Origin of the sequence: Mesobacterium pallidum (assembly GCF_019966535.1) — a bacterium.
GTDB lineage: Bacteria > Pseudomonadota > Alphaproteobacteria > Rhodobacterales > Rhodobacteraceae > Mesobacterium > Mesobacterium pallidum.
Genome location: NZ_JAIMID010000004.1, coordinates 173,468 through 200,013, shown reverse-complemented (window position 1 = coordinate 200,013; position 26,546 = coordinate 173,468). Strand labels below are relative to the sequence as shown.

At 68.2% G+C, this 26,546-nt stretch carries 28 protein-coding genes; 6 read left to right on the top strand and 22 right to left on the bottom strand.

Annotation, left to right across the window (positions count from 1 at the left end):
* Positions 1 to 129 precede the first annotated feature (129 nt).
* The 4 genes from MF270_RS08055 to MF270_RS08040 are packed head-to-tail and all read right to left on the bottom strand — an operon-like array spanning position 130 to position 3,967.
* Positions 130 to 1,014 carry a fumarylacetoacetate hydrolase family protein gene (locus MF270_RS08055; protein ID WP_238365364.1) on the bottom strand — a complete coding sequence of 295 codons (885 nt, stop codon included), beginning with the start codon at positions 1,012 to 1,014 and terminating at the stop codon, positions 130 to 132.
* 9 nt (positions 1,015 to 1,023) lie between these two features.
* A complete protein-coding gene (hpaD, locus tag MF270_RS08050; protein ID WP_238365363.1) occupies positions 1,024 to 2,004 on the bottom strand; it encodes a 3,4-dihydroxyphenylacetate 2,3-dioxygenase in 981 nt (326 codons plus the stop codon).
* A gap of 55 nt (positions 2,005 to 2,059) precedes the next feature.
* On the bottom strand, positions 2,060 to 3,568 hold the full coding sequence (gene hpaE / locus MF270_RS08045) for a 5-carboxymethyl-2-hydroxymuconate semialdehyde dehydrogenase (RefSeq protein WP_238365362.1): 1,509 nt from the start codon (positions 3,566 to 3,568) through the stop codon (positions 2,060 to 2,062).
* A 9-nt stretch (positions 3,569 to 3,577) separates the two neighbouring features.
* On the bottom strand, positions 3,578 to 3,967 hold the full coding sequence (locus MF270_RS08040; protein ID WP_238365361.1) for a 5-carboxymethyl-2-hydroxymuconate Delta-isomerase: 390 nt from the start codon (positions 3,965 to 3,967) through the stop codon (positions 3,578 to 3,580).
* A 108-nt stretch (positions 3,968 to 4,075) separates the two neighbouring features.
* On the opposite strand from MF270_RS08040, the gene MF270_RS08035 reads away from it, so the two are divergent.
* The 5 genes from MF270_RS08035 (at position 4,076) to MF270_RS08015 (ending at position 7,908) form a co-directional block, all read left to right on the top strand.
* Positions 4,076 to 4,963: a LysR family transcriptional regulator gene (locus tag MF270_RS08035; RefSeq protein ID WP_238365360.1), complete on the top strand. Its 888-nt coding sequence runs from the start codon at positions 4,076 to 4,078 to the stop codon at positions 4,961 to 4,963.
* A 104-nt stretch (positions 4,964 to 5,067) separates the two neighbouring features.
* Positions 5,068 to 5,691 (top strand): NAD(P)H:quinone oxidoreductase, encoded by a 624-nt coding sequence (wrbA, locus tag MF270_RS08030; RefSeq protein ID WP_238365359.1) that lies wholly within the window; start codon positions 5,068 to 5,070, stop codon positions 5,689 to 5,691.
* 22 nt (positions 5,692 to 5,713) lie between these two features.
* On the top strand, positions 5,714 to 6,583 hold the full coding sequence (locus tag MF270_RS08025) for an EamA family transporter (RefSeq protein WP_238365358.1): 870 nt from the start codon (positions 5,714 to 5,716) through the stop codon (positions 6,581 to 6,583).
* 12 nt (positions 6,584 to 6,595) lie between these two features.
* On the top strand, positions 6,596 to 7,255 hold the full coding sequence (locus MF270_RS08020; protein WP_238365357.1) for a DUF4386 domain-containing protein: 660 nt from the start codon (positions 6,596 to 6,598) through the stop codon (positions 7,253 to 7,255).
* Between the two features lie 83 nt (positions 7,256 to 7,338).
* Positions 7,339 to 7,908, top strand: coding sequence for a hypothetical protein (locus MF270_RS08015; RefSeq protein WP_238365356.1), 570 nt, complete (start codon positions 7,339 to 7,341; stop codon positions 7,906 to 7,908).
* On the opposite strand, the gene MF270_RS08010 is transcribed toward MF270_RS08015, so the two are convergent.
* The 7 genes from MF270_RS08010 to MF270_RS07980 form a co-directional block, all read right to left on the bottom strand.
* Entirely contained in the window at positions 7,905 to 8,945 is a 1,041-nt protein-coding gene (locus MF270_RS08010; RefSeq protein ID WP_238365355.1) for a zinc-dependent alcohol dehydrogenase family protein, read from the bottom strand. The genes MF270_RS08015 and MF270_RS08010 overlap by 4 nt on opposite strands.
* 125 nt (positions 8,946 to 9,070) lie before the next feature.
* On the bottom strand, positions 9,071 to 9,928 hold the full coding sequence (locus tag MF270_RS08005; RefSeq protein WP_238365354.1) for a sulfotransferase domain-containing protein: 858 nt from the start codon (positions 9,926 to 9,928) through the stop codon (positions 9,071 to 9,073).
* A 35-nt stretch (positions 9,929 to 9,963) separates the two neighbouring features.
* The gene (locus tag MF270_RS08000) at positions 9,964 to 10,764 is read right to left on the bottom strand and encodes a sulfotransferase domain-containing protein (RefSeq protein WP_238365353.1); all 801 of its coding nucleotides are present in this window, start codon (positions 10,762 to 10,764) and stop codon (positions 9,964 to 9,966) included.
* A 10-nt stretch (positions 10,765 to 10,774) separates the two neighbouring features.
* Positions 10,775 to 13,288: a glycosyltransferase gene (locus MF270_RS07995; protein WP_238365352.1), complete on the bottom strand. Its 2,514-nt coding sequence runs from the start codon at positions 13,286 to 13,288 to the stop codon at positions 10,775 to 10,777.
* 110 nt (positions 13,289 to 13,398) lie between these two features.
* Positions 13,399 to 14,118 (bottom strand): SGNH/GDSL hydrolase family protein, encoded by a 720-nt coding sequence (locus MF270_RS07990; RefSeq protein WP_238365351.1) that lies wholly within the window; start codon positions 14,116 to 14,118, stop codon positions 13,399 to 13,401.
* Complete coding sequence (locus MF270_RS07985; protein ID WP_238365350.1) at positions 14,115 to 17,114, bottom strand: AMP-binding protein; 3,000 nt, start codon at positions 17,112 to 17,114, stop codon at positions 14,115 to 14,117. The genes MF270_RS07990 and MF270_RS07985 overlap by 4 nt, the downstream gene beginning before the upstream one ends.
* A 171-nt stretch (positions 17,115 to 17,285) precedes the next feature.
* The gene (locus tag MF270_RS07980) at positions 17,286 to 17,609 is read right to left on the bottom strand and encodes a hypothetical protein (protein WP_238365349.1); all 324 of its coding nucleotides are present in this window, start codon (positions 17,607 to 17,609) and stop codon (positions 17,286 to 17,288) included.
* A 312-nt stretch (positions 17,610 to 17,921) separates the two neighbouring features.
* On the opposite strand from MF270_RS07980, the gene MF270_RS07975 reads away from it, so the two are divergent.
* Complete coding sequence (locus tag MF270_RS07975) at positions 17,922 to 18,074, top strand: hypothetical protein (protein WP_238365348.1); 153 nt, start codon at positions 17,922 to 17,924, stop codon at positions 18,072 to 18,074.
* A 59-nt stretch (positions 18,075 to 18,133) separates the two neighbouring features.
* Here MF270_RS07975 and hypE read toward each other — a convergent pair whose 3' ends face one another.
* The 11 genes from hypE to MF270_RS07920 are packed head-to-tail and all read right to left on the bottom strand — an operon-like array spanning position 18,134 to position 26,545.
* Positions 18,134 to 19,177, bottom strand: a complete 1,044-nt coding sequence (hypE, locus tag MF270_RS07970; protein WP_238365347.1) for a hydrogenase expression/formation protein HypE — start codon at positions 19,175 to 19,177, stop codon at positions 18,134 to 18,136.
* 4 nt (positions 19,178 to 19,181) lie between these two features.
* Complete coding sequence (gene hypD / locus MF270_RS07965; RefSeq protein ID WP_238365346.1) at positions 19,182 to 20,324, bottom strand: hydrogenase formation protein HypD; 1,143 nt, start codon at positions 20,322 to 20,324, stop codon at positions 19,182 to 19,184.
* On the bottom strand, positions 20,321 to 20,623 hold the full coding sequence (locus MF270_RS07960; RefSeq protein ID WP_238365345.1) for a HypC/HybG/HupF family hydrogenase formation chaperone: 303 nt from the start codon (positions 20,621 to 20,623) through the stop codon (positions 20,321 to 20,323). The genes hypD and MF270_RS07960 overlap by 4 nt, the downstream gene beginning before the upstream one ends.
* Positions 20,624 to 20,626: 3 nt before the next feature.
* A complete protein-coding gene (locus MF270_RS07955) occupies positions 20,627 to 22,102 on the bottom strand; it encodes a sigma-54-dependent transcriptional regulator (RefSeq protein ID WP_238365344.1) in 1,476 nt (491 codons plus the stop codon).
* Complete coding sequence (hypB, locus tag MF270_RS07950) at positions 22,102 to 22,962, bottom strand: hydrogenase nickel incorporation protein HypB (RefSeq protein ID WP_238365343.1); 861 nt, start codon at positions 22,960 to 22,962, stop codon at positions 22,102 to 22,104. Before hypB ends, MF270_RS07955 begins: the two co-directional genes overlap by 1 nt.
* Positions 22,962 to 23,303, bottom strand: a complete 342-nt coding sequence (gene hypA, locus MF270_RS07945; RefSeq protein WP_238365342.1) for a hydrogenase maturation nickel metallochaperone HypA — start codon at positions 23,301 to 23,303, stop codon at positions 22,962 to 22,964. The genes hypB and hypA overlap by 1 nt, the downstream gene beginning before the upstream one ends.
* Positions 23,296 to 24,183 carry a hydrogenase expression/formation protein HupK gene (locus MF270_RS07940; RefSeq protein ID WP_238365341.1) on the bottom strand — a complete coding sequence of 296 codons (888 nt, stop codon included), beginning with the start codon at positions 24,181 to 24,183 and terminating at the stop codon, positions 23,296 to 23,298. The genes hypA and MF270_RS07940 overlap by 8 nt, the downstream gene beginning before the upstream one ends.
* On the bottom strand, positions 24,183 to 24,998 hold the full coding sequence (hybE, locus tag MF270_RS07935; RefSeq protein ID WP_238365340.1) for a [NiFe]-hydrogenase assembly chaperone HybE: 816 nt from the start codon (positions 24,996 to 24,998) through the stop codon (positions 24,183 to 24,185). The genes MF270_RS07940 and hybE overlap by 1 nt, the downstream gene beginning before the upstream one ends.
* The gene (locus MF270_RS07930; RefSeq protein ID WP_238365339.1) at positions 24,995 to 25,816 is read right to left on the bottom strand and encodes a hydrogenase expression/formation protein; all 822 of its coding nucleotides are present in this window, start codon (positions 25,814 to 25,816) and stop codon (positions 24,995 to 24,997) included. The genes hybE and MF270_RS07930 overlap by 4 nt, the downstream gene beginning before the upstream one ends.
* An 11-nt stretch (positions 25,817 to 25,827) precedes the next feature.
* On the bottom strand, positions 25,828 to 26,211 hold the full coding sequence (locus MF270_RS07925; RefSeq protein WP_238365338.1) for a thioredoxin domain-containing protein: 384 nt from the start codon (positions 26,209 to 26,211) through the stop codon (positions 25,828 to 25,830).
* 13 nt (positions 26,212 to 26,224) lie between these two features.
* Complete coding sequence (locus tag MF270_RS07920; RefSeq protein WP_238365337.1) at positions 26,225 to 26,545, bottom strand: HypC/HybG/HupF family hydrogenase formation chaperone; 321 nt, start codon at positions 26,543 to 26,545, stop codon at positions 26,225 to 26,227.
* Position 26,546 lies beyond the last annotated feature (1 nt).

The window sequence follows — 26,546 nt, the reverse complement described above, 5'->3', positions numbered from 1 at the left end:
GCTTGGGAGTGAGGGGCCAGCCCCTCACACTCCCCGGAGTTTATCGGCAAGATGAAGGGGATCGGCCGTGCTTTCATCTTTCTGCAAATATGCAAAACCGGCGCCAGAGACGGGCGGCGCCGGATGCAATTACAGGGTCTCGTCGGCCACGGTATTGCGCAGGATGCCGATGCCCTCGGCCTCGACCTCGATCACGTCGCCGGGCGTCAGCCAGATCGGCGGGTCGAAGCGCGCGCCGGCGCCGGTGGGGGTGCCGCAGACGATCACGTCGCCGGGGGCGAGCGTGGTGAAGGTGCTGATGTAGGCCACGATGTAGCGGAAATCGTACATCATGCGGCCGGTGCGGTCCTGCTGGCGGGCCTCGCCGTTCACGCGGGTTTCGAGCGCGATGTCGTCAAGCTGGGCGGGGTCGCGGAAGGGCACGAGCCAGGGGCCGATGGCGCCGGAAGCGTCCCAGTTCTTGCCTTGCGTGACGTTGAACTTGGCATGGCGCACCCAGTCGCGGATCGTGCCTTCGTTGCAGAGCGTGATGGCGGCAATGTGGTCATAGGCGTCTTCGCGCGCGATGCGGCGGCCGCCCTTGCCGATGACGATGGTCACCTCGCCCTCGTAGTCGAGCTGTTCGGATTCCGGCGGGCGGATCAGCGGCTCGCCATGGCCGACGAAGGAGCGCGGGAAGCGGATGAACAGGGACGGGTAGGATTTCGCGTCCGTGGTGCCGTCCTTGTATTCCGCGTTGCGGTCGGGGAAGTTCACGCCGACGCAGATCAGCTTTTCCGGGTTGGCGATTGGGATGAGGTAGGTCACCTCGTCTTCGTTGAAATCGGGCGCGCGGCCGGCGGCGGCAGAGATCAATTCTTCCAGCGCGCCGGCCTCGATGACCTCTTTCAACCCCTTGAACCGGGATGAGAAATTGGCGGTAAGGTCGATGAATCCGGACTCGGCAACGACGCCGTATCGGTCCTGGCCGCCGGCGTGGAAGGCCGCGACGCGGGCGGGGATGTCCTTGGGCATGGGGCCTCCTTACGGCGCGATGATGGGCGAGGCGCCCAGGGTCGAAGGTTGCGGTTCCAGCCCCTCGAAGAGCGAGCCATGTTCGAACCAGGACCGCGGGGCGGCGGCACCCCAGAGGGTCTGGCGCTGCGGATCCTTGAGGTCCCACTTGATCGCCTCGAGGTCGGGATCGACGGTCTGGTAATCCGAGCAGTAGATCTCGATCCGGTGGCCATCGGGGTCGAGGATGTACAGGAAGAAGGCGTTGGAAATGCCGTGCCGGCCCGGACCGCGCTCGATGTTGGAGACGTAGCCGGTGGTGGACATGAGGTCCAGGAGGTCGATGATGTTCAGCGGCGTCGGCACCCAGAAGGCGGTGTGGTGCAGGCGCGGGCCGGTGCCGTTGGTGAAGGCGATGTCATGCACGCCGCCCTTGCGGTGGGTCCAGGCGGCCCAGAGGCGCTGGCTCTCTTCGTCCTCGGTATACTCGGTCACGCGGAAACCAAGCTCGTTGTAGAACGAGACGGCCGCATCCACATCCGGCACGAAGCAGTTGAAATGGTCGATCCGCAGCGGCTTCACGCCCTTGTAAAGCGCGTATTTCTGGTGGATCGGCGCAAGGCGGTCCATCTTGAAATAGAACTCGACCGGCATGCCGAGGTGGTCGTGCGTCGCGAGGGTGCGGCCCTGGTAGGGGCGGTCGACCCAGGCGACATCGTGGCCCTGCGCCTTGAACCAGTCATGGGCCTTGTCCAGTTCGCCCTCGTCGAAGACCTTGAAGGACAGCGCCTTGACGGTCGGCGTCTCGGCCTTGCGCAGCACCATGCAATGGTGGCCGCGCTCTTCCATGGCGCGCAGGTAAAGCACGTCGTCGGTCTCGTCGGTGACCTGAAGGCCCAGCGTGTCGACGTAAAAGGCGCGGCTGGCGGCCAGGTCGGTCACGCCGAATTCCACGTGGCTGAGGCGGATGATGTTGAAGGGCGGGTAAAGGTTCGGGGCCGGGATGGGCATGGGGATACTCCCTCGTATGGTCTGTGCGGCGGGGCCTCCCTGCCCCGCCCGTGGCTCAGCCGAGTTTCGGCGTTTTGTGCGGGGCGCGGGGGAAACTGACGTTGACGGTTTCCATGTAGAAATCGAAGGACCAGTCGCCGCCGTCGCGGCCGATGCCGCTGGCCTTGACGCCGCCGAAGGGGGTCGGCAGGTGGCGGATGTTTTCCGAGTTTACCCACATCATGCCCGCGTCGAGATTGTCGGTCATGCGGATGGCTCGGTTCAGATCGTTGGTCCAGAGATAGGCGGCGAGGCCATATTGCACGTCGTTCGCGAGGCTGAGCGCCTCGTCCTCGTCCTTGAACGGGATGGCGGTCAGGACGGGGCCAAAGATCTCCTCCTGCGCGATGGTCATGTCGTTGGTGGCGTTCGTGAAAAGCGTGGGGGCCACGTAACACCCGGTATCGCCAACCTTTTTCCCGCCCGCGGCGATGGTCGCCCCTTCGTTACGGGCCGCTTCGAAATAGGACAGGACCTTGGCCTCGTGTTCGGGGTGGATCAGCGGGCCCACCACGGTCTCGGGGTCCAGCGGGTGGCCGACCTTGATGCGGCTCGCGACCTCGGCCACGCGGGTGCAGACCTCGTCGTAGATCCCCGCCTGCACCAACAGGCGGGACGAGGAGGTGCAGCGCTCGCCGTTCAGCGAGTAGATCATGAACGCGGCGGCATCGACGGCCTGCTCGAGGTCGGCGTCGTCGAAGACGATGACCGGGTTCTTGCCGCCCAGTTCGAAATGCACGCGCTTGAGCGTCTCGGCCCCCTGCCGCATGATCATCGAGCCCGTGCGGCTTTCGCCGACAAAGGCGATGGCCTTGATGTCCGGATGCTCGGTCAGCCGCTTGCCCGCGTCCTCGCCAAAGCCGTTGACGGTGTTCAGAACGCCCTTGGGCAGGCCCGCCTCTTCGGCGATTTCCACCAGCAGCTTGGCGGTCATCGGGCTGAACTCGGCCGGCTTGTGGACCACGGTGCAGCCGGCGGCGAGCGCGGGCGCGATTTTCCAGGTCGACAGCATGAAGGGCGTGTTCCAGGGCGTGATGACACCGACCGGGCCGATGGGGCGCTTTGAGGTCGTGTTCATCTGCGTCGGCGTGCGCGTCACCGCGCCATCCTCGGCATAGGGCGCCTGGTCGGCAAAGAACCGGAAGTTCGCCGCGCCGCGGATCGCCGCCTTGGACATGAAGCGCAGGGCCTGGCCCGTGTCCATGCACTCGGTGAATGCGATCTCTTCGGCGCGGGCCTCGATCGCCTCGGCGACCTTGATCAGGATCTTGCGACGCTCGGCGCTGGGGGTCCTGGACCAGGCCGGGAAGGCGGCTTTCGCGGCGGCCACGGCGCGGTCGATATCCTCGGCCCCGCCGCGCGCGACCTTTGCCAACGGCTTGAGGTCGACCGGAGAGATCGTATGAAACGTCTCGCCCGAAGCGGCGGGCACGTTCTCGCCGCCTATATGGTTCATCACGCCATCCGCGGCGAAACGGGCCATGTAGCCACGGGCGGCGGCGATGTTGTCGTCAAGCTTGCTCATGATGGGTCCTCAGCTCTTGCCCTTGAGGCGGGTATGGATGGGCGTCTGTTTCCAGGTCAACACCGGGTCGATCTGCCGGATTTCGAGGGACAGGGCGAAATGCTGCGTGGCCAGCGGCACCGACAACGCCTGCTGCGCGACAGCGAAGAGGCGATCCCCGGCCGCCTTCAGTTTGGCCTCGCTGCGCCCTGCCCCCACGTTCAGCGTCATGGCGACAAAGGCGTTCTGGTCCAGCCCGTCGGCGACAATGGCGAAATCGGCGCGGTAGGCCCGCACGCGAATCCCCGCCAGCGGGAACAGGTCAATCTGCATCATCTCGGCATGCAGCGCGCGGCAGACATCGGCAATATCCGCGTAGCGGTCCAGCGATGGCGCGTATTCGATGGCCAGATGTGGCACCGGTCTTCCTCCCTCTCTTCGTCACTTAACATGTTAAACAACAGGCGACTTGTCAAGCCTCCATTCCCTGTATCGCCCGTGATACCCTCGGGCAAAAGGAGACGCGCCATGGACAAGCTGTCGGTCATGAACGCCTATTGCCGGATCGTGGATCGCGGGTCTTTTGCCCGCGCGGCCGATGATCTTGGTGTCTCGCCTGCCCTGCTGAGCCGCGAGATACGCCTGCTCGAGGACAGCCTGGGCACCGTGCTGCTGGCGCGCACCACGCGGTCGATGTCGGTCACGGATGCCGGGCGGATGTATTACGACGAGGCGCAGGCGATCCTTGCCGCCGTCGGCCGGGTCGAGGACCGGATTCGCGAGGGATCGGGCGCGCTGAGCGGCCACCTCAGGGTCAATGCCTCCAGTTCCTTCGGCCAGATGGTGATCGCGCCGATGCTGCCCGGGTTCCTGGACGCGCACCCGGACCTGCGACTGACCCTGTCGATGGACGACCGCGTGGTGGACATGATCGAGGGCGGCTTTGACCTGTCGATCCGCATCCGCAGCGGCTTGGGCGATTCGACGCTGGTGGCGCGGCGAATCGGGACCATACGGCAGGGGATCTTTGCCGCCCCCGACTACCTCGCCCTCCATGGCACGCCCGAGACGCCGGAAGACATCGCCAAACACCGCATTGTCGGCTTCCTGCTGGCCGATCACCTGGCCGAATGGGACCTCTCCGGCCCCGATGGTGCGCAGAAGCTGACGCTGGACCCGGGCCTGCGGGTCGGCAATTCCATGGTCCTGCGCGACCTGCTGATCGCCGGGCACGGGATCGGCAGCCTGCCGAATTTCGTCTCGGACCCGTCCGTCGCCAGCGGCGCGCTGGTCCCGGTCCTGCCCGGCTACAGTCTGCCATCCCGCGACATCTGCGCGGTGACTGCCGCCCGCGCGGGCATGGACGCCCGCGTGCGCGCCTTTCTCGACGCGCTGCGGCCCGCCCTGCGTGACTGACATTCTTCAACCGGCGTAAAGAGTGATGTGCGACCGGGGCGGTTAATCGGCAGGACATCTCCTGCGATCTTGCCCGGCATCGAACAGATGCAAGGAAGATCCCGATGACCCATATCCTCGTCCTATACTATTCCAGCTATGGCCATGTCCGGGCTCTCGCCCAGGCCGAGGCCGAAGGCGCGCGCAGCGTGCCCGGAACCCGCGTCGACCTGCTGCGCGTGCCCGAGACGATGCCCGAAGCGGCCCGCCGCGCGGCCGGTTTCGCCCCCGACGACACGCCCGAGGCAACGCCGGCGGACCTTGCCGATTACGACGGCATCATTCTTGGCACGCCCACCCGTTTCGGGCTGATGGCGGGCCAGATGAAGCAGTTCCTCGACCAGGCCGGCGGTCTCTGGGCGCGCAATGCGCTCGAGGGGCGCGTGGGGGCGGTCTTTGCCTCGACCGGCTCGCAGCATGGCGGGCACGAGGCGACGCTGCTGACCACGCAGGTGCCGCTGATGCATTTCGGCATGGTGATCGCCGGGCTGCCCTACAGCTTTGCCGGTCAGACCACGCGCGATGGCATCATCGGGGGCGCGCCCTACGGCGCGGGCACGATCGCCGGGGCCGATGGCGCCTTGCTGCCGACCGAGACCGACCTCGCCGGCGCGCGGTACCAGGGCGCCCATGTCGCCCGGCTCGCCGCCCGCCTCGCCCCGGCCCGCAACGCGCAACACGCCGCCTGACGGCCAGAGAAAGGAAGCCGCCATGGCCACCCGCACCGACATCGTCCTGACCGCGCTCGCCCCGGCGATCTGGGGCAGCACCTACCTTGTCACGACCGAGTTCCTGCCCGATGGTCGCCCGCTGACGCTGGCCGCGCTGCGCGCCCTGCCCGCCGGGCTGCTACTGCTGGCCGTCACGCGCAGTTTTCCGCCGCGCGCCTGGTGGGGCCGCACGCTGGTGCTGGGCGGGGTGAACTTTGCGCTGTTCTGGGCGCTGCTGTTCGTCGCCGCTTACCGGCTGCCGGGAGGCGTGGCCGCGACGCTGGGCACGCTGCAGACGCTGATGGTGCTGGGGCTGGCGCGCGGCATCCTCGGCACGCCGATCCGGGCCGGCGCGGTGATCGCCGCGCTGACCGGACTGGCCGGCGTGGCGCTGCTGCTGATCGGCCCCGAGGCCGCGCTGGACCCGGTGGGCGTGGCGGCCGGCCTCGGCGGTGCCGCGTCGATGGCTGCCGGCACGGTGCTGTCGCGGCACTGGCAGCCGCCGGTCTCTCCGCTCAGCGTAACCGGCTGGCAGCTGACCGCCGGGGGGCTGCTGCTGGTGCCGATGGCACTGGCGTTCGAACCTGCGCTGCCCCCGCTCAGCACCGCCAACATCGGCGGGCTGCTCTGGCTGGGCCTCGCGGGCGCTGCGGGCTCCTACGCGCTGTGGTTCCGCGGCATCCCCCGGCTCGAGCCCGGCGCGATCTCGATGCTGGCGATGATGAGCCCGGTGACCGCCGTCGCCCTCGGCTGGCTCTGGCTGGGCGAAACGCTGAGCCCCCTGCAAGCCATCGGCGCCGTAATCGTGCTAGGATCGGTCTGGACCGGCCAGCGCGCCAACCGCCCGGCCCCGCACCCCGTCGCTGCCTGAAAGGACCGCCCCATGACCCTGCTTCGCCTCTCCGGCCTGTTCTACCTGGCCATCATCCTCGCCGGCCTCGGCGGAGAGCTCGCCCTGCGCGGCCCGCTTGTCACCTACGGCGACGCCACGGCAACGGGCGCGGCGATCCGTGCCGCGCCCGCACTCTTCCGCGCCAGCATCGGCACCGACCTGGTGATGGCGCTGAGCGACGTGGCGCTTGCGCTCTGCCTCTTCCAGCTTTTCCGGGCCGCCGCGCCGGGCCTCGCGCTGGCCGCACTGGTGTTCCGACTGGTGCAGGCGGTGCTGATCGCCGCCAACTTCATGGCGCTGCAGGCGGCCTGGATGCTCGCTTCGGCGGGGCAGGATGCGCAGGCACTGATGCTGGTCTCACTGCATGCTCATGGCTACGACCTCGGCCTCGTGTTCTTTGGCGTGAACTGCCTGCTGATGGCGCGGCTGCTGACCCTGCAGCCGCTCTTTGCCACCCGCTGGACCCGCGCCCTGCCCCCGGCCATCGCCATCGCCGGCGTGGTCTACCTGGTCGGCAGCGCGCTGCGCTTCTTTGCGCCGGGTCTCATGACCGCATTCCAGCCTGCCTATGGCCTGACGATCCTGGCCGAAGGCGCCTTTTGCGTCGCCCTGCTGACCGCCCGCCCATCGGCGCGGCGCCCGGGCGCGTGAGCCTGCCGCGCGCGGCGCATTTCGCTGTCCTGCGCGCGGCAAATGGGTAACATGAGGCGCAAAGAATTGCCAAAGGACCGGCCATGACACGCGATATCGACCCGATCATCCTGCACCTGTGCGAGACGCTGCTGACCACCTTTTCGGTCACCGCCGCGCTGCAGGTCTGGTGCGAGCTGCGGGGCCTTGGCTCCGGCAACCTCTATTCCGACGTGAAACCGGAATCGGGCGCGCTTGCGCTGCCGCCGCTGGGCGTGGACCTGCTGAAACCGAAGGGGGACGAGACGGTCCGCCACCGCGCCATCACGCTGAAACGCGGCGACGTCCCGCTGCTGGACGCCGACAACTGGTACATCCCCGACCGCCTGCCCCTGCGCGCGCGGGTGCTCTTGGACACGACCGACACGCCTTTTGGCAAGGCGCTCGAGGGGACGTTGCAGAACCGCGAGACCTTCTCGACCCTGCTGCCGCCGCATGTGATGGACCGGTTCGGGGACCGTACGCGCATCCGGCAGACGATCCTGGGCGCCGACCCCGCCGTGCCGGTGCTGACGATCCGCGGGATCGTGACGGTCGACACGATCCCCGTGTCCTTTGTCGAGGAACGCATCCGGCCGGAACTGGCCGAGGCCTCGGCCGCCGCGGATTACTAGAACCGCGTCACGACCGTCGCGCCCAAGCCGGTGAAATCATCCATGCCGGTGAGGCAGGCGATCGACTCCTCGAGGCTCACTTCGCGCCCGACCAGCCGCGCGGGATCAAGCGCGCCCGAGCGGACCATCGCCAACATCGCGTCGTAGCGATGCGCCTGCATGCCGTGGCTGCCGAGGATCTCAAGCTCCCAGCCGATCACCCGGTCCATGGGCAGCGGCGGCCGGGCCTGGTCGGCCAGCAGCAGGCCGACCTGCACATGGCGTCCCCGCCGGCGCAGGCCGAGGATGGAATTGGCGCAGGTCACCGGGTGCCCCAGCGCGTCGAGCGAGACATGGGCGCCGCCGCCCGTCGCCGCCATGATCGCTGCCGGCACGTCATCCGTCGCCGCGCCGTTGATGCAGGCAACCGCACCAAGCGAGCGGGCGAGGTCCAGCTTGGCATCGTCGATATCCACCGCCACCACCTGCGCGCCAAGCGCGGCGGCGATCATGACGGCCGAAAGGCCCACGCCGCCGCAGCCATGAACCGCCACCCACTGCCCACCTGTCACCCGGCCCTGGTCGACCACCGCCCGGAACGAGGTCGCGAAGCGGCAGCCGAGGCTGGCGGCGGTGGCAAAGCTCATGTCCTCGGGCAGCGCGACGAGGTTCAGATCGGCCCGGTGCAGCCCGACAAATTCGGCAAAGGACCCCCAGTGGGTGAAGCCCGGCTGAAACTGCGACCGGCAAACCTGCTGGTCGCCCGCGTGGCAGTCCGGGCAGGTGCCACAACCGCCGACGAAGGGAACGGTCACCCGGTCGCCGACCTTCCAGTTGGTCACCTCGCGGCCCACCGCCACGATGGTGCCCGCCAGTTCGTGCCCCGGCACGTGGGGCAGCGTGATGTCGGGGTCATGCCCTATCCAGCCGTGCCAGTCGCTGCGGCAGACCCCCGTGGCGCCGACCTGCAACACCACGCCATGCGGTTCGGGCGCCGGGTCGTCGACCGTGGCGATCCGGGGCGTCTGCTGGAAGGATTCGTAAAGGACGGCTTTCATCGTCGGGCGCTCCGGCTGGTTTCACGCACCCTGCCCGGCCCGCGTCCCAAGGTCCAGCCGCAACGGGAAAGGCGCGCCCGGGGGCTGCCCGGACGCGCCTTTCCCTACGCCTGTGTATGGCGGGATCAGTAGTAGTCGAAGATCTCGAGAACTTCTTTCAGCTTGGCATCCAGCTTGCGGATCGTGGCCGGGTCCAGCTTGGCCCTGTGATCGCCCGGAACGGCCTTGCGGATGAACTTCTGGCCATCCTCGGCCTCGGGCACCACGTCGACCTGCTTGAGGATGTTCTCGATCTGGCCGGGGTGGCACTCCCATCCGAAATGGTCGAGGATCTTGTGGATCATCCGCTTTTTCTGGAACACCCATTCCTCGTAACGCAGCACAAGGCACTTGGGATCGTCCAGCAGCGGCGTGTAGCCCATCATGGTGTTGGCCATGCCGCCAGCCTTCTGTACGACGTAATCGTCCAGCTTGGTCTCCTGCGCCGCCTTGCGCTTTTCCAGGAAGATCTCGCGGCCGACGCCGGCGCCCTCGGGCGGCAGCGAATGCGAATAGGCGTCCGAGAAATACTGCGACACCAGCGCGTCGCGCGGGTCGCGGAACATGAACAGCTTGGGCGCGGCGGCGAAATGCGGCGACATGCCAAGGCCGGGCACGTAGTTGCGGAAACCGCCGTAGAAGTTGCCCGGGTAGATGATCTTGTTGATATCGCTGTTTTCCCAATGCCCGACGACGAAACCGCGCTTGAAGGCGGTGCCGGGCAGGTCGACGATGTTGATGCCGTTCCGCCGCGCCAGGAACTGCGCGATGATCCCCAGCATGGTCGATCCGGACTTGCGCACGCCCATGCAGAAAAAGGCGTTGCCCTCGGCCTTGGTGTCGATCCTGAAGTTCAGCGACCCGCCCTCGATCGGCAGCTTGACCGTCTGCAGGTTAGGGTTCTCTTCGGCTTTCGGTTTTTCGGCGGTGGAATCTGCGCTCATGTCATGTCCTCGGGGATCAGGGGTGACGGGCCATCTCAGGCATAGCCGAAGGTGGTCATGAAGGGGGCAAGCTCGGCGCCCACGCGGGCCTGGAGCTCGGGGCTCATCTTGTTCTCGTAATCGCCCGGCGCGACGCGACGGACGAATTCGCCGGGCCGTTCCGAGGCGGGGCGCACATCGGCCCAGCCCATGATCAGCTCGACCTGGTGATCGGTCACCGTCCAGTGCATGTGATCGCAGACCTCGCGCATCAGGCGGGGCTTTTCAAAGATCACGTCCTCGTAGCGGAAGACCTTCATCAGCGGGTCCTTGGCGGCCGCGACGAAGGGCGCGCAGGTCTGGGCCATGGGATGGATGCGCTTGCCGATGTATTCGGCGATGTCGGAATTCAGCGCGGCGGTCCGCTGCACTTCCATTTGCGCCCGGGCCTCGCCCTCTTCGGGCAGGGAATGCGAATAGGCGTTCGAGAAATACTCGCTGACCAGCGCATCGCGCGGGTCGCGCACCATGCAGACCTTGCGCGCGGCGCGGAACTGCGGCGTGCGCGCCAGACCCGCCGGGAAGGACCGGAAGCCGCCGTAAAGGTTGCCCGGCTCGAGGATCTCGGCGATGGACGGGTCGTCCAGCCAGGCGTGCTCCGGCTGGCCTGCCTTGAACAGCGTGCCGCCCACGTCGACGTAAGGCACGTCGTTGAACCGGGCCAGCGCCGTACAGATCGAATTGAAGATCGAGCTGCCCGACTTGCGGATGCCAAGCACGATGCAGATGTCGCCCCGGGACCCCACGGCCATCTCGAGCGGGACGCCCCGGAACATGCGTGTCTGTATGTTGCTCATGCCTCGGCCCTCATTCGTGGAACAGGCGCGCGGCCAGTTCCGGCCCCACCATCGACACCACGTTATCGAGGTTGTCGAGCCAGGGCAGCCCCACTTCGGCGGCGTATGTCGGCTCCCACGGTTTGGGGCGGTCGAGGTAATGCAGCACGGCGGCGTCGGCGTCCACGTCCGAGGGCGACACCATCGGCGGGACAAAGAAGTTCTGGCTGATCGGCAGGTATTTCACATGCCCCTGGAAGCCGATGTTCAGCGCGCACTGGTCGTGGAAGAACAGCCGTGCCTCGTTGATCGAATGGATCGCCCGGTCCAGGCAGCCGTCGGTTTCGGGATGCGTCATGTCGAAGGACAGGATGCCCGAGTTGAAGTACTGCTCGGGCGTCATGCCGTGCTCGCGCGTGGCGATGACGATCTCGGGCCGGATGACCTCGCGCCGGGCCGCGAGGGCCTTGCCCTCGAAGTCGCCGGCCAGCAGTTCGCGCAGGTTTCCGACGACGGCCACGTCGCTGTCAAGGTAGGTGGCGCGGCGCCATTGCGGGTCTGCGGCCAGTTGCCGGGCAAAGAAGATCCGGTAATAGGCCGCCTGGCTCAGCTCGTGCCCGCTGGTGAAGATGCCATAGGACGGGTCGAGTTTCGAGAAATCGTCAAGGAAACTGCTGACCGGCACAATCTCGGTGCGCAGGTTCGCGGCCTTGGCCATGATCGGGAAGATCTCGGAGGAGAGCCCGTCCTCTTCGTCCGTCACCACGAAGATCTGCGTATCGCTCAGCAGGCTCAGGTTCGACCGGATCAGCGACATCAGCGCCACGGCCGTGCCCTTGCGGTAGCTGCTGTTGGTGCAGAAGAACACCGCCTGGTCGGGGGTGCCGGTCTGCACGCTGGGCGTTTCGAGGTAGCGCAGCGCGGTCTGCAGCCGGCGCTTGACCACCGGATCCAGCACGACCGGCGCCTTGGTCAGCAGGTGCGCCATGTCGGCCGGGCTGGTCGCGTCATGTTCGGCCAGGGTGACCCAGAGCCGCGCCAGGTCGGTCTCGTCGGACCAGCCGGGGATCTGCTCGATCCGGGCGGCCAGCTCGCGGGTGCGGCCGGCGCGGGTGAAGGCGCGGAAGACCACGTCGCCCAGCTGGGCAAAGTTGAACTGGGCCAGCCCGTGCTGCAGGAAGGCATCGCAGACCCCCGCCCAGTCGCGCAGCTCGGAGCGGAAGCGCAGCACTGGCGGCAGGGCGTTGCGGGCAAAGCCGTCATCCGACAGCAGCCGTCCCTCGAGATCGCGCGCGGCGTCGAAATCGCCGGTGAAACAGGCCAGCTCGAACCGCTTGAGGTTCAGCTCCATCTCGTCGCGCGGATCGCGCGGTTCGAGCCCCTTGAGGTAGGTCCCGGCAAGGTCGTAATCCTGCTGGGCAAAGGCCACGTTGATGCGCAGCAGCGCGACGGGGAAGTTGATGTGCCCGTCCTTGGCCAGGATGTCGGCCATGGCGGCCGCGTCGCGGGTCAGCCCGCGTTCGTTCATCAGGTAGCCCATGGTCAGGGCCTCGTAGCACAGCTCGCGCCGCGCCTCGGGGCCGATGGCGGCATAGGATTTCACGGCCACGTCGAATTCGCGCGCGGCAAAGACAAAGGACACCCGCACCAGGTCCATCACCTTGCGGTCGGCCCCGGCAAAGCGCGCCGCCACGTGGCCACGGCTTTCGCGCACGCTCTCGACATCGGGGTGGGTGCGCAGGTAGGTGCGCAGGAAATGCACGTGGAAATCCGGCCCGCCCAGCAGGAACTCGGCCAGGTCGCGCGCCTCGTCCACCTCGCCAACGGCGATCATCACCTCGACAAGAATGCAGGTCTCCCACTTGCCGGGGCGCGGGATGGTCAGGTCGAACCGGCCGATGACGCGGCGCGCCTCGGCCGCGCGGCCCAGCTTGAGCAGGATGTCGGCGTAGCGCACGGTCGCCAGGTCGTCGCCGCCGCGCGCATGCAGAAAACCGTAGAGATCCACGAGCGTGGCCCGGGCGCCGCCGGAATACTCGGTCTCGGCCAGCTCGGTCACCAGGCGGGCAAAGCCGACCGGGTCGTAGCGGTCCTCCCAGGCCAGCACGGGCCCGGCGGCCCGCACCGCCTCGGCCTTGCGGCCAAGCGCGTTCAGCGCGACGCAAAGACCGAACCAGTTGGGCGCAAAGCCCGGGTCGATCTCGGTCCCCTTGCGGAACGCGGCCTCGGCCCGCTCGAGATCGCCAAGGTCCAGCGCGGAAAAGCCGATCTTCTCGCACAGCACGGGGCTGTCCCCGAACCGCGCGCTCCCTTCTTCGAGGTATTTCAGCGCCAGGTCAGAGCGCCCGATCTCGCGCGAGACGTCGGCGGCCAGGTAGTAGGTCTGGTCGGGTTCTTCCGCGGCCAGCCCATGCGCGGCGTAAAGCTCGAGCAAGGCGACAAGCGGCCCGCCTTCGAGCGTCCTCAAGGCAACGGAGAAGACCATCGGCGCCGCCTCGTGCGGTTCGGTCTCGATATCCGGCTTGTCCGTCACGGTCTCTTCCATCACTTCCTGTCGGCCGGCCCCTCAGCCAGCCTGTCTGCTGTCGCTCCATGCTGGGCCAGCTTGGCCAGATTAGCACGGACACTTGTCTTTTTCACGGCCCCCATAGGCCCTTAGAGACCTTCGCGCACCTCTTGCGAGATGTCCACGTAGGCATCGGGCGTCGGATGCGCGCCATCGTTGCGACTGAACAGTCGACAATTGTCAAGATCGGGGCACTGCGCCCGGATCTGCCGCCCGATGGGCACGAACGTATAGCCGATCTCGTCCGCGTTCCGCGCCAGCAGGCGGTTCATCTCGTCCTTGGCCTGCCCCAGCCTTGTGCCGCCCTTGCGCGGCAGCAGGCCCGAGACCACGATGTCGGCATTGGGGAACAGCTGCTTCAGCCGCGCGACGGCCTGGCGCGTGCCGGTCAGCACCTCGCAGGGCTCGGCCCCGCGGCGCAGGTCGTTCGAGGCCGCGCCCAGGAACACCCGCGTCACGCCGGCCGCGCCGGGCACCTCGCCAAGCCGGTTCAGCCGGTCGAGCACGTCGCTGATCCCGTCGCCGCCCACGGCCGCATTCGTCACCCGGCCGCCAAGTGCCTGCGACAGCAGCCGCGGCGGCCAGCGCCGCACGATGGAATCGCCCACCGCCAGCACCTGGTAATTGCCGGCGCGCAGCGTTTCCTCGGACCGGGCCTGCCGCTGGGCGATCATGGGCAGGTTCTGGGGCCGCAGCGCCGGCACGGCACAGTCCTGCGCGAACGCCGGCGTCCCGGGCAGCGCGGTGCCGAGGCTCGCCAACAGCAGCATCGCCGCGCCGGTCAGTGCCTTCCAAAGCCGCCGGGTCATCGCCGGCGCTCCTGGCGCTGCGCCTTCTCCTCGTCCGAGGGCCGCGCGATCAGCGGGATGAAGCCACCGCCGGTGCCGATATCCTCGGGCGGGCCAGTCACGATCTCGGTCAACCGGTCGGCGTAGAACGACTGGTAGGCCTCGGCAAAGGCCTCGCGGCTTTCGGCGGTCGCGGCATCGGGGCCCTCGATCACGCCGGTGCGGAAGCCCGAGCCGGACCAATAGGTCGACACCCAGAACACCCGCGCCTTGCCGCTCCAGGCCAGTGTCTCGGCGCCCGGGCCGATGGGTATCTCGCGGCCGGCCACGTTCAGGAAGGTCGGCTCATCGGACTTGGCGCCATCGGGGAAGATCACGACGACGATCTGCTCCTTGCGGATCCGCTTGGCCAGCTTGAGAAATTGCGCCGGCCCCTCGTCGCCCTGCACCACGTAGGATTCCAGCAGGCTGCTGTTCGGATTCGTGTTGCCGTAATTGGTGACGCGCACCACCGGCAGACCCAGTTTGACATACGAATCCGTCGGCATGGCCACGTTGGTGCTGGTGTGGGCCGAGACGATCACGATCGGCTGGCCCGCGTCCACGGCCGCGCGGATAGGCGAGAAATCGGGCGCCTCGAGCAGTTCCCAGTTCTCTTCCACCAACCGTCCGATCTTGCGCCATTCCCGGTCGCCGTTCACGTTCCGCATCCGCCGCAGCGCCGTGACAAAACGCGTGACCGCGGCCCCCCATTGCGTGCGGCGCTCAAAATCTTCGGGGTCCTCGCCCGGGTCGCGCAGCGCGAACAGACGCCGGATGCGCTGGTCGGAATGGCTCTTGCCGGCCTCCTCGAAATCGATTGCCTTCAGCACGTCGATCAGGGGGCCATCCGGGATCTCGCCATCGGCGAAAAAGCCGCGCAGATCGTCCGGCCCCAGAGCCCTCTCAGCACGCCCGCCCGGCTCGCCCTCGCGGACCCGGCCGAACCGCGCGCGCATCTCGGCCAGATGGGCCGCATAAACGTCGGGATCCCCCATCGCCAGGGCCATCGACTTGAGTGACATGACGGTGTGCTGCTGGGCGATCGCCTCGGGCAGCGTGTCGATCAAACCCAGCGCGACCGGGTAGCGGCGGCGATAGACCGCGAACCGGACGGCCGCAACTGCGGTGTCATGCGGATCATCGGTCTCGTCCAGCGCACGGGTCAGGCATTCGGTGACGAAGGTGATCGCAGTCTCGCGCGACATGGCGCCGATGTCGCCCTCGGTGGCGCGGCGGGCAATGTCCGGGATGTCCTCGCGCTTCGGCCAGGGATCCAGCTGCGGACGGGTCCCGGCGCGGCCCCACCCTTCGGGCCGTTCTCCACGGGCCGGACGCTCGGGCCGTTCGCCGCGGCCCAGCCGTCCAGGCCGATCACCGCGGCCGGGCCGGTCAGGCCGTTCACCGCGACCGGGCCGCTCGGGGCGCTCGGGGCGCTCGGACCGGTCGCCGCGGCCCGGACGCTCGGGGCGCTCGGGACGGTCGCCGCGGGCCGGACGCTCGGGGCGCCCCTCACGCTGTGGGCGGACGGGCGCTTCCGCGCCCTCTGCGCGGTTCGGACGCTGCGGCCGGTCGGGCCGGTCCGGGCGATCGGGACGCGCCCCCTGCGGCGGGCCCTCGGGCCGGTCCGCGCGAAGCGGACGGGCGGGGCGATCGGGTCGTTCGGACTGCGGGCCGCGCTGCGGCCGGTCCCGCGGCGGCATCCCGTCGGGACGCGGGCCGCGCTGCGGACGGTCGGGGCGCGCGCCGCGTGCCATGGCCCCGGCATCCGCCTCTTCCAACTCGCGCCCCTCGCGCTGGGGGCGGTTCGGTCGGCGTTGGCCGCCGGCACCCTGCGGTCGTCCGTTGACCGACTCGAACTGGTCGGCCTGGGCGGCCTTGCGGCCGGTCACCAGGACCTCTGCCCCTTCGAGCCGGCCCAGATAACCAGAGGACACGGGCGCTGCCCCCCCCACCGCGACCACGACCTCGCCCTCGTCCGACACGGACAGCGCGCAGCCGGGCAGTGCCGGGCCGAAGGACAGGGCCGCGCCCTCTTCGCCTTCCTGCACCACCAGCGCCGGGGCCAGGGTCACCGGGCCGCCGCATTCGGCCAGCTCGAAGCTGAGCGCGACTGAGGCCGGGTCGATCGCGCGCCGGGCGCAGAAATTGGCCAGCGGCGGCACCGGGCCGCGATCATTGGCGTAGATCCAGCGCCGGACGGGCGGCAGACCGGGCACGCCCTCCTCCGGCGACAGGGCGGCAAAGGCACGCCCGGGCAGGACCGCGGTCGTCACCGCGTGTCGGGCCAGCGCCTGCGCCAGCGTCTCGGCCGTGGTCTCGGCGCGGCCGGGGGTGACCAGGACGACCCGGGCACCGGCCAGCAATGGCAGAGCCAATCCGTAGACCATGCCAGCCAGGTCAAACAGCGGCCGGGCCACGCAGATCGTCTCGGCCGCGCCTTGCAGGCCCAGCCCCGCGATCAGCGCCTCGAGCCGCAGCGCCAGGTCGGGGGCCGCGATCCGCACCGCCTCGGGCGGGCGGCCGCGGCTGGGCAACGTGGTCGCCCAGAGGTCGGGCAAGGACAGCGCAAAGGTCGCCCCGTCAACGGGCTGCAGCGCCGCCAACTCGGCATGGGACACCAACGAGACCGCGTCCGGAAGCTCGGCCGCGATGTCCTCGGGCCCGACCACAAGCGTGGCCCCGCTGCCCTGCAGCGCGCGCGACAGCAGGCGGCCGAACGGCCCGGGGCGGATCATCTCGTCCCGGTGCGGCAACACCAGCGGACAGCCGCCCGCGAGGCCCACCGCGTACCATGCCAGCACCAGGTCGCGCCCGACGGGTCCGACCAGCACCACGGCCTCGCCGGCTGCGATCCGGCCACCGAGGTGATCGGCAATCGCCCGGATCCGCCCCGCCTCTGCGGCGAGGTCGAGCGTGTCGCGCCCCTCGGGTCCGTGGTCGAAGTCGATGCGGGGCAAAGCGTCAGAGGCTGTCATGGCGTTTTTATCGTTCCGGCAAAGTAAGGACGCGGGCCGGTCAGGCGGCCCGGTGGAAAATGCGGCGTGCCTGCTGCACGAACAGGGGGGCGCCGGACATGTCCTGCCCGGCGGCCCCCTGCGTCACGCGGATGCGCGAGGCCACCCGGCCGCCGCGCCCCGCGGGCGATCTCAATCCTCGCCGCCGTCGTCGTCACCGCCCTTGGCGGCGTTGGCGAGGTCTTCTTCCGAGAACTTGAAGGTCAGCTCGACACGCTCGTTGCGTTCCATCAGGCGCAGCAGGCGGCGCGCCGTCATCTGGAGCGCCTTGCGGTCCTTGTTCCAGGCTTCCTTGCGCGCCGCGACCATGGCAGCGCGGTCACCGCCGCCTTCACCCTTGTTGAACTGCGGCGAGGAGCGGAACAGCATCCGTGCAAGCTCGCGCGTCTTGAGACGCATTTCACCGCGCTCGGCATCGGTCATCGCCTTGCCGGGTTTCGTGTCTTCGTCGGCCATGTCGAATATCCTTTCAATGAGCCAAACCAAACCGTGAAAGCAGAACCTGCCCTCGACGGGTCACCACCTGATCCAAGAGGCCCTCAAAGGGCCCCTCCCCAGACTCGATCGGAACGAAATCCTTCCCTCCGAACGACCAAACATGACGCGCCGTCCCCAATCGGCTGGCCATTCCGCTGCGATGTGCAAGCCCCCTTGCATCGCAGCGGCGATATCGCCCCCCTCTCGGGGAAAACAGCCCTCGGACCGGGGCCTGAACCCGCCACCGACCGAAACTTGGCGAAGTACTGGCAGGTCCGCGCATGGATTCCAATGGCCAATCTGCCAGCCTGCCCGAAAGCGCGGCAGACCCAAGGGCATGACGTTATGGTTAACCTATTGAAAACAGGCGGCTGCGTCAAAAGTTCGGGCCTTGTCAAGGACATGACAGGCAAAACGCTTGGGGTTGACGTGACGCATTCTTGAGCAGTCGAAATGCGTCTTTGGCAGCGCCGGGCGCGTGCCCGGGCCTGATCCCGAATCCCTTAACAGATGCGGGGCAGCTGTTCGCCGACCAGCATGTCGACGATGCGCGTGCCGCCGAACGCCGTCCGGGTGACGACCGGGATGGCGCCGCGTGCCCTGGCCCGGCCGATGATCGCGGCGCCCTGCCCCTCGGGCCGCGCGCGCATGGCAGCCAGGGCCGCCTCGGCCTCGGTCTCGGGGACGACCAGCACCAGCGTGCCCTCGTTCGCCAGGTACAGCGGGTCGAGGCCAAGGATCTCGCACATGCCGCGCACCTCCGCGCGCAGCGGCAGGGCCTCGTCCTCGAGCTCAATGGTAACGCCGGCCTCCTCGGCCATCTCGTTGAGGGTCGAGGCGACGCCGCCCCGGGTCGCGTCCCGCGCCGCGCGGGTGCCGGGGGCGGCCTGCAGCACCGCCTCCATCAGACCGTTCAGCGACCGGCAGTCGCTTGCCAGCGCGGCACTCAACGACAGGTCGCCCCGCGCGGCCAGGATCGTCGCGCCGTGATCGCCCAGCACGCCATTGACCATGACCACGTCGCCGGGCTGGATGCGGGCGGCGCCAAGGTTGCGCCCCGCCGGGATCACGCCCACGCCGGAGGTGGTGATGTAGACCCGGTCGCAGGAGCCCTTTTCGACCACCTTGGTGTCGCCGGTCACGATGCGCACCCCTGCCGCCGCGGCCTCGCGCGCCATCGAGGCGACGATGCGGCGCAAGAGGGCGATTTCGCAGCCTTCCTCGATGATGAAAGCGGCCGAAAGCCAGAGCGGTTGCGCCCCGCCCACGGCGAGGTCGTTGACCGTGCCGCAGATCGCAAGCTTGCCGATATCGCCGCCGGGGAATTCCACCGGGGTCACGACGAAACTGTCGGTGGTAAAGGCGAGCTGCGCGCCGGGCTGCCGCAGCGCATCATGGCTCAGCCGCGCCTGGTCCTCGCTGCTTTCGGGCCGGAAGACATCGGTGAAGACCTCTTCGATCAGGTCCCGCATCGCGCGCCCGCCGCCGCCATGGGCCAGGGTCACGCGGTCGCCGCGCAGGCGCGAAGGCTTGCTTGCCATGTTCATGTCGCTACTCCGCGGGTTCCACGGCGCGGGCGCCGCCATAGGTCCAATAGGCCGCGCAGGCGCCCTCGCTCGACACCATGAGCGCACCGAGCGGCATGTCGGGGGTGCAGCCCCGGCCGAATTGCGGGCATTCGGTCGGCTTCATCCGGCCGGTCATGACCGCCCCGCAGGCGCAGCCCTCGGGCTCGGGCACGTTGCGGGTGCCGGCCGCATAGCCGATGCCGAATTTCTCTTCGGCATCAAAGGCCTTGTAGCCGTCCCTGATGCGCAGCCCGCTCGCGTCGATCTCGCCCAGACCCCGCCATTCGAAGCTCGGGCGCGGTTCGTAGACATCTTCGATGGCGGCAAGGCTCACCGGGTTGCCATGCTCGGGCACCACGCGGGCATACTGGTTTTCGACGCGCGCTACGCCGTCGCGGATCTGGACCAGCACCATCAGCACCGATTGCAGCAGGTCGAGCGGTTCGAACCCCGCCACCACGATGGGCTTGCCGTAGTCTTGGGCAATGAAATCATAAGGATGCGTGCCGATCACCATGCTCACATGCCCCGGCCCGACAAAGCCGTCCAGCCGCATGTGCGGGTCGTCCAGCAGCGCCCGGATCGGCGGCGGCACAGTAATATGATTGCAGAAGACGCTGAAGTTGCGAATATTTTCCCTTGCGGCCTGCTGGATGGTCAGCGCGGTCGAGGGCGTCGTCGTCTCGAACCCGAGACCGAAGAAGACCACCTCCCGCTCCGGGTTGCGCCGCGCCAGTTCCAGCGCGTCGAGCGGAGAGTAGACCATGCGGATGTCGGCGCCGTCCGCCTTGGCCTGCAGCAGGCTCTTGCGCGTTCCGGGCACCCGCATCGCGTCGCCGAAGGTGGTAAAGATCACGCCTTCCTGTTCCGCGATCTCGACGCATTCGTCGACGCGGGCCATGGGCAGGACGCAGACCGGGCAGCCGGGGCCGTGGATGAACTCCAGCCCCTCGGGCGTCAGCTTGTCGAGGCCATAGCGAAAGATCGCATGGGTGTGGCCGCCGCAGATCTCCATGATCCGCACGGGGTTTTCGGCCGTCGCGCCAATCTGGTCGGTGACCCTGGCGATCTCGGCCAGAACCGCGCGCGCCTTAACCGGATCTCTGAACTCCTCGACATATCTCATTGAACCACCTCCCCTTTCGGCGCCAACGCCTTGGCACCCTCGGCCATCTGCTCGAGCGTCTCCTGCGCCTCGCCCAGCCCTTCGAGCGCCGCCAGCGTCTCGGCCGCCTCGTCGGCGTCGATGAGCGCCATGGCAAAGCCGACGTGGATCAGCGCCCATTCACCGATCAGCTGGTCCAGCGGCCGGTCGGCCACGCATGCCAGGCTCACCTCGCGGCGCACGCCGGACACGTCGGCCATACCCAACTGACACGCGGCATCGGTGATTTCGACGATCTGTCCCGGGATTCCCAGACACATGGCTCACTCCTCCTCTGCAATCGACGCATGGGGTTCGATCCCGTAGCGGTCGAGTTTCGCGCGCAGGCCAACGCGGCTTAACCCGAGCTCTTGCGCGGCCTTGCTCTTGTTCCACTTGAGGCGCGTCAGCGTCTCGCCGAGGATGCGCATCTCCATCAACTCGACCCGTTCCTTGAGCGTGCCCTCGAGCTGGCACAGGTCCATGCCGGACACCCGCTCCCCCTCGCGCTGGCTGCCCGCCTGGAGGATGTGGCGCGAGATCAGTTCCGGCCCCAGGGTCATGTCCTGCGCCAGGATCAACATGCGCGTCACCTCGTTGCGCAGCTCGGGCAGGTTGCCGGGCCAGTCGTAGGCGACAAGGAACTCCACCGCCCCGGCCGACAGGCCCCGCACCGGCTTGCCATGTGCGCCGGCCACCTCGTGCAGAAAGCGTTCGGCAAGGATTTCAACGTCTTCGCCGCGTGTCCTCAGGGGCGGAACGGACAGCTCGGTGACCGCCAGACCGTAGAACAGGTCCGAGCGGAACCGCCCCTTGGCGACCCGGTCGCGCAGGTCGTCATGGGCGCCGGTCAGCAGGCGCACGTCGACGCTGAGCGTCTCGTGCCCGCCCACCGGCTGGAAGATCCCGTCGCGCACCACCCGCAGCAGCGCCATCTGCATCCGGTCGCTGAGGCTGTCGATGCCGCCAAGGTACAGCGTCCCGCGGTCGGCCTTTTGCAGCAGCCCCGCCCGCGCCTGCACCTGGCCCGAGAGCGCGCCGCGCTTGACGCCGAAAAGCTCGACCGCCAGCGCCTCGTCCGTGAGGCCCGCGCAGTTCAGCTCCATGAACGGCCGGTCAGAGCGGAGCGAGCCGTAATGCATCGCCCGCGCGATCTCGGTCTTGCCGGTCCCCGGCTCGCCGGTCAGCAGCACGGGCACATCGAAGCTGGCCGCCTGCCGGGCCAGCGCGATGGTCGCGTTCAGCGGCGAATTCGCCCCCCGCAGCACCTTGTCAAACCCGAGTCCTGCCTGCGCCATGCGCCGCCGATCCTCGAGCTTCGAACTCGCCGTGTTCCCCAAGTAACGCATTTCCAGCGTCATCCGGTCGTGTTCGCGCGCCAGCGAGAACAGCCGCGCCGCATTGCGCACGGCCATCAGCAGCTGGTCCGGGTGCCAGGGCTTGGTGATGAACTGGTAGATCCCGGCGTCGTTGATCGCCTGGATCATGTCCGAGCTCTCGGTATAGCCCGTCACGATGATGCGCACCGTTTCGGGCCAGCGGTCGCGCACCTCGGTCAAAAGCTCGATGCCGGTCTTGCCGGGCATCCGCTGGTCCGAGATCACGACCTGCACCCAGTGCTCCTCCATCAACCGCCAGGCGTCGTTCGCGTTGACGGCCTCCAGGACGGTGAAATCGTCCTCGAGCGCCATGCGCATGGCGGCGACGGAATGCGGCTCGTCATCGACGACGAGGATGGTGGGAAGACTGGGCTGGGCCATCACTCGGCCGCCTGTTTCGCACGTTTCGCGGCGGCCTGGCTTTCCAGCCAGCCGAGCCAGAGGTCGAGCCCTTCGCCCGTGCGGGCCGAGACGCGGATGATCTCGATCGTGGGGTTCACGCGCCTGAGGTTCGCCTCGTAAAGCTCGAGATCAACGTCACAAAACGGCGAGAGGTCGATCTTGTTCAAGAGCGCGATCCGGGCGGCAGTGAACATGTCGGGATACTTGAGCGGCTTGTCCTCTCCTTCCGTCACCGAGATGACCGCGACCTTGGCGTCTTCGCCGAGGTCAAAGGCCGCCGGACAGACCAGGTTACCGACATTCTCAATGAACAGAGTGCTTTGCGGCTGGATATTAAGGTGCTTCATCGCGTGCCCGACCATGTGGCCGTCCAGGTGGCAGCCCTTGCCGGTGTTCACCTGGCAGGCCGGCGCGCCGGTCGCGCGGATACGGTCGGCGTCGTTCGAAGTCTGCTGGTCGCCCTCGATCACCGCCACGGGGCCGGCGCCGCGCGCCGTCATCGCGTTGATCGTCGCACAGAGCAGCGTGGTCTTGCCCGAGCCGGGCGAGGACACGAGGTTCACCGCGTAAGCCTCTAGTGCGGAGAGCTTTTCGCGGTTCGCGGCGGCGTAGCGGTCGTTCTGCGACAGGATGCCGGTCTCGATCTCGATCAGCCGCTCCTGCGTCATGCCCGGCACTTCGACACCCGCCGGCCCCTGGCCGAAGTGGATGTCATGGGCGTGGCCGTGGTGATGGTGGTGGTGATGACCGTGCTCATGGGAAGCCCCGTGATCGTGGTCATCATGATGGTGGGAAAGCCCCTCCACCTGTCCGTCTCCGCATCCGCATACCGTGCACATCAGGCCACCTCCATGTCCTTTATTCGCATCTCATCGCCCCCGTCGGGCATCAGTTTTCCACCCCCGCAGTCGGGGCAAGGGTCCAGCCGGTCGGCGATCTCGACGCTTTTCATGCAATCGTAGCACAGCGCCTTGCCCGGCAGGTCGATGATCTCGAGCGCCGCGCCCTCGGCCTTGGAGCCGCGCATGACGACCTCCCAGGCGAACTCGAGCGCGGGCTTTTCCACCCCGGCAAAGCGGCCGATCTCCAGCCGCACACGGGTCACGCGGGCGATGCCGGGGTCCGACGCGGCCTTGTCGACCACGTTTCGGATGCCTTCGCAGATCGACATCTCATGCATCACGCGCCTCCTTCAGCCGAACGGGGCTGCACGGGTCGAGGATGTCGAGCAGCAGCGCCCCCAGCCCCGCCTTGGCGGGTGGCAGCGTGGCCAGCGATTGGTCGAGCAGCCCGTCCGGGGCCAGCAGTGCATCGGTCGGGGTCACGCGGTCAAGACTCTCGACCCGACCACCGGAGAGCGTAAGGCGCACGGCATAGCCGCCCCGCGCCGCCGGGACCATGGCCCAGCCCTCGCCCGACTGGACGGCAGGCAGGCGCCCCTGCGCCGCCGCCTCGATATCGTAAAGCCGCGCGGCGCTGCGCCAGAGTGGGCCGCGGCCATGCTCCGCCTCGATCGCCTGCATGACCGGGTGACCGGCATGGCGGGCGGCGACGGAATTCTCGATGCGCCGATCCGCGAAGATGTTGGCCGGCGTCACTTCGGGCAGCGCTAACGCCACCGCCTCGCCCGGCGCAAAGGCGCTGCGGATGGCGCGCAGGGGCGCGGCGAGCGGGCTGCCGCCGCCGAGGAAGCGTTCAAATTCAATGCGGGTGGCCGGCGCAACGCTTGAGTCCCCAAACAGCGCCTGCAAAAGCGCCGGACCACCCGCCGCCCAGCCCGAGGGAAATGGCTGGGGAGAACAGCCGATGGAACCGGGCCAGGTAACCAGGAATTTCAGGAGGTGATCGCGCAGGATGTCCGACGCGATCCCGGACGTGTCGACCGGGCGACCGAGGGCAGCGGCGACCGCCGCCCCCTGCGCCGCACGGCAAAGATTGAAGAGGCGCGGGAGCAGGTCCAGCACCTCGTCGGGCGTGCGGCCCCGCACGAAGGCGGCCACAGGCACGCCGGGTGCGGCTTGCGCCACCAGCCGGGCGCCTATGCGGCCAGAATCGAGCATCAGGCCTGCGCCTCCTGCGCATCGGCCTCGGCGGCAAGGCCCCCGGTGATGACCTTGCGGCGCGTGGGCGCGGCGTCGAGTTCGGGCGCCTCGGCTTCGGCCTCGGCCTCGGTGGCTTCCACGGCGGCCAACTCTTCTTCGCGGGCGGCGCGGATTTCGGCCTGGCGGTCGGTCTCGGCGCGGTTGCCCTCGTCAAACAGCGCGAGCATCACGGCGTTCGCCACGTCCACCGCATCGCTCTGCTTGCTGAAATCACCCATCGGCGAGAACAGCGAACAGGCCTTGTAACCGCCGATCAGCTCGCGCGTGTTGTGGATGAATTCGTATTCGCCCGACGGATAGGTGATCACCTCTTTCTCGCCCGGTTTCAGCGCGGACCAATCCTGCCCGTCCGGCAGCTGAACGAGGTTCATGAACCAGGGAGAGATCAGCACGCCCAGGATCACGTCACCGGATTTGCGAAAACCCACGGCCTGCACGTGCAGCGTCTTGTTGACGATGGGCACGTCGCGCATCTTGGCGTGGTAGACTTCGGTGAAATCGGCCACCAGCCGGTCGGTCATCGCCTTGATGCGGTTGGCCTCCAGCAGCGCCTCGGCGCCGGGGTCCTCGAGCACCATGAACTGTTCCTTGGGGCCCGAGCAATTGGGGCAGGACCAATCCTCGGGCAGGTCGGTGAATGCCGTGCCGGCCTCGACCTGGCGGAAATCGTCGCCCTCGGCCGGGTCGTAGGGCGTCCAGCAGATCTTGCATTCCATGATGGCCTGCGGGCTGATGCGGTCGTTCGCGCCCAGGTAGCTGCCTTCGAAGCTCATGCGATCGCCTCCAGCACTTCGACCAGGCGCTCGGCGCTGTCCGAGAGGTCCTCGGGCGCGGCGATGGCCACCTCGGGCATGTCCGTCACCTCGAACGTGTCGAGGATCAGCGTGTCCATCGAGTTGAAGAATTGCACCCGCCAGACATGCGGCATGGCCGTCGCGGTGACGCGGCAATTGCCGTAGCCGCGCGACAGGATGTCGGTCGAGCCCTGCCCAAGCCGCGCGTCGAGCCAGGCCAGGTCGCCTTCGGTATGGGGCAGCAGGGTCAGGTTGACCACGTGCAGATCGCCCGGCCACGACGCCGACTTGTCGGCCAGTTCCACCAGCAGCGGCGGCGCGTTGACCACGGCGCCCGAGGGTTCGACATTCTGCATCGGGCGGTGCGGAACGAAGGCGCGGTCACGGGCGGCGCCGGGGGCCTGGGCCACCTCGATCGCATCGACACCGGCGCCCGAGATCACCCAGATCCCGGCAAAGACGCTTTCCTGCATCCGCAGCGCAGGGCGGCCGCGCACCTTCATCGCCACCTCGCCCTCGCCCATCGTCTCGGCGATCAGCGCGCGGTTGGCGGCGTCGAGCCCGCCCAGGTCGAACCGCTCGACCGGCCCGCCAGCGGCGACGCGCGCCGCGGCCCGGGCCACTTCGGCCATCACCGTCATGGCCGGATCGAGGCCGATCAGGTCCTCTATGTAAGGAATATGGGGCGAGAAGGTCCGCATGTCCTGCGGCAGGGGCATGTATTCCAGCTCTCCGTCGACCTCGGGCTGGGAGCCGGGCCCGTAGCCGGTGGGCGGCATGCGAAAATTGCTGACCATCTGGATGCTCCTTACGCCGGGGTTGTGTCGCGGGACAGGATCTGCGGGATGCGGGCGACGTAATCGTCCCAGTCGCGCACCTTGGGGATGCCGCCCAGGCAGTCGCCATCGCGGTAAAAGATCAGGCTGGGCGTTTTCAGCACCTTCGCGTCGGCCCGCACCTGCGCCTCGATCTCGTCGCCGCAGATGGCGCAGTCGAAGGCGCCCTGGAAGGCCATGCGCAGCTCGGGCAGGATCACCGCCACATCCGCGCTTTCGAGGTTTCGCGCCGCGTCGCCGGGGACAAAGACGACATGCGCGCCCTCGGTCCCGAGGTAGTCGGCCATCGCCGCGTGGCTGTCCAGAAGCGGCCAGCCCAGGTCTTTGCTCAAACGGTCGATCAAGGGGTGTCCCATGTCGTCTCTCTCCCTACCCTGTTCGCTTGCCCGCGGCCCGCGCCGCCTCGAGATGCGGCGGCAGCTGCGGTTCCCTGTTGGTCAGATCGGCGAAGGCCCCGCCGATGTCGCCGCCCCCCATCACGGCGCGCAGCCCGTCCAGCGCATCCTCGATCAGCCGCGCCTCGCGTTCGGTAATCACCTCGCGCGCATGGCCGAGATGGGTGAGCACCCAGTCGCCCGGCCCCGCCTCGGGGCACAGCGACATGTCGATCAGCGCCGCGCCCTCCTGCCCCGTGGCCCGGCCCGCGATCCCGTCGATTGACAGGATCTGCATGGGGATGCCGACACACATG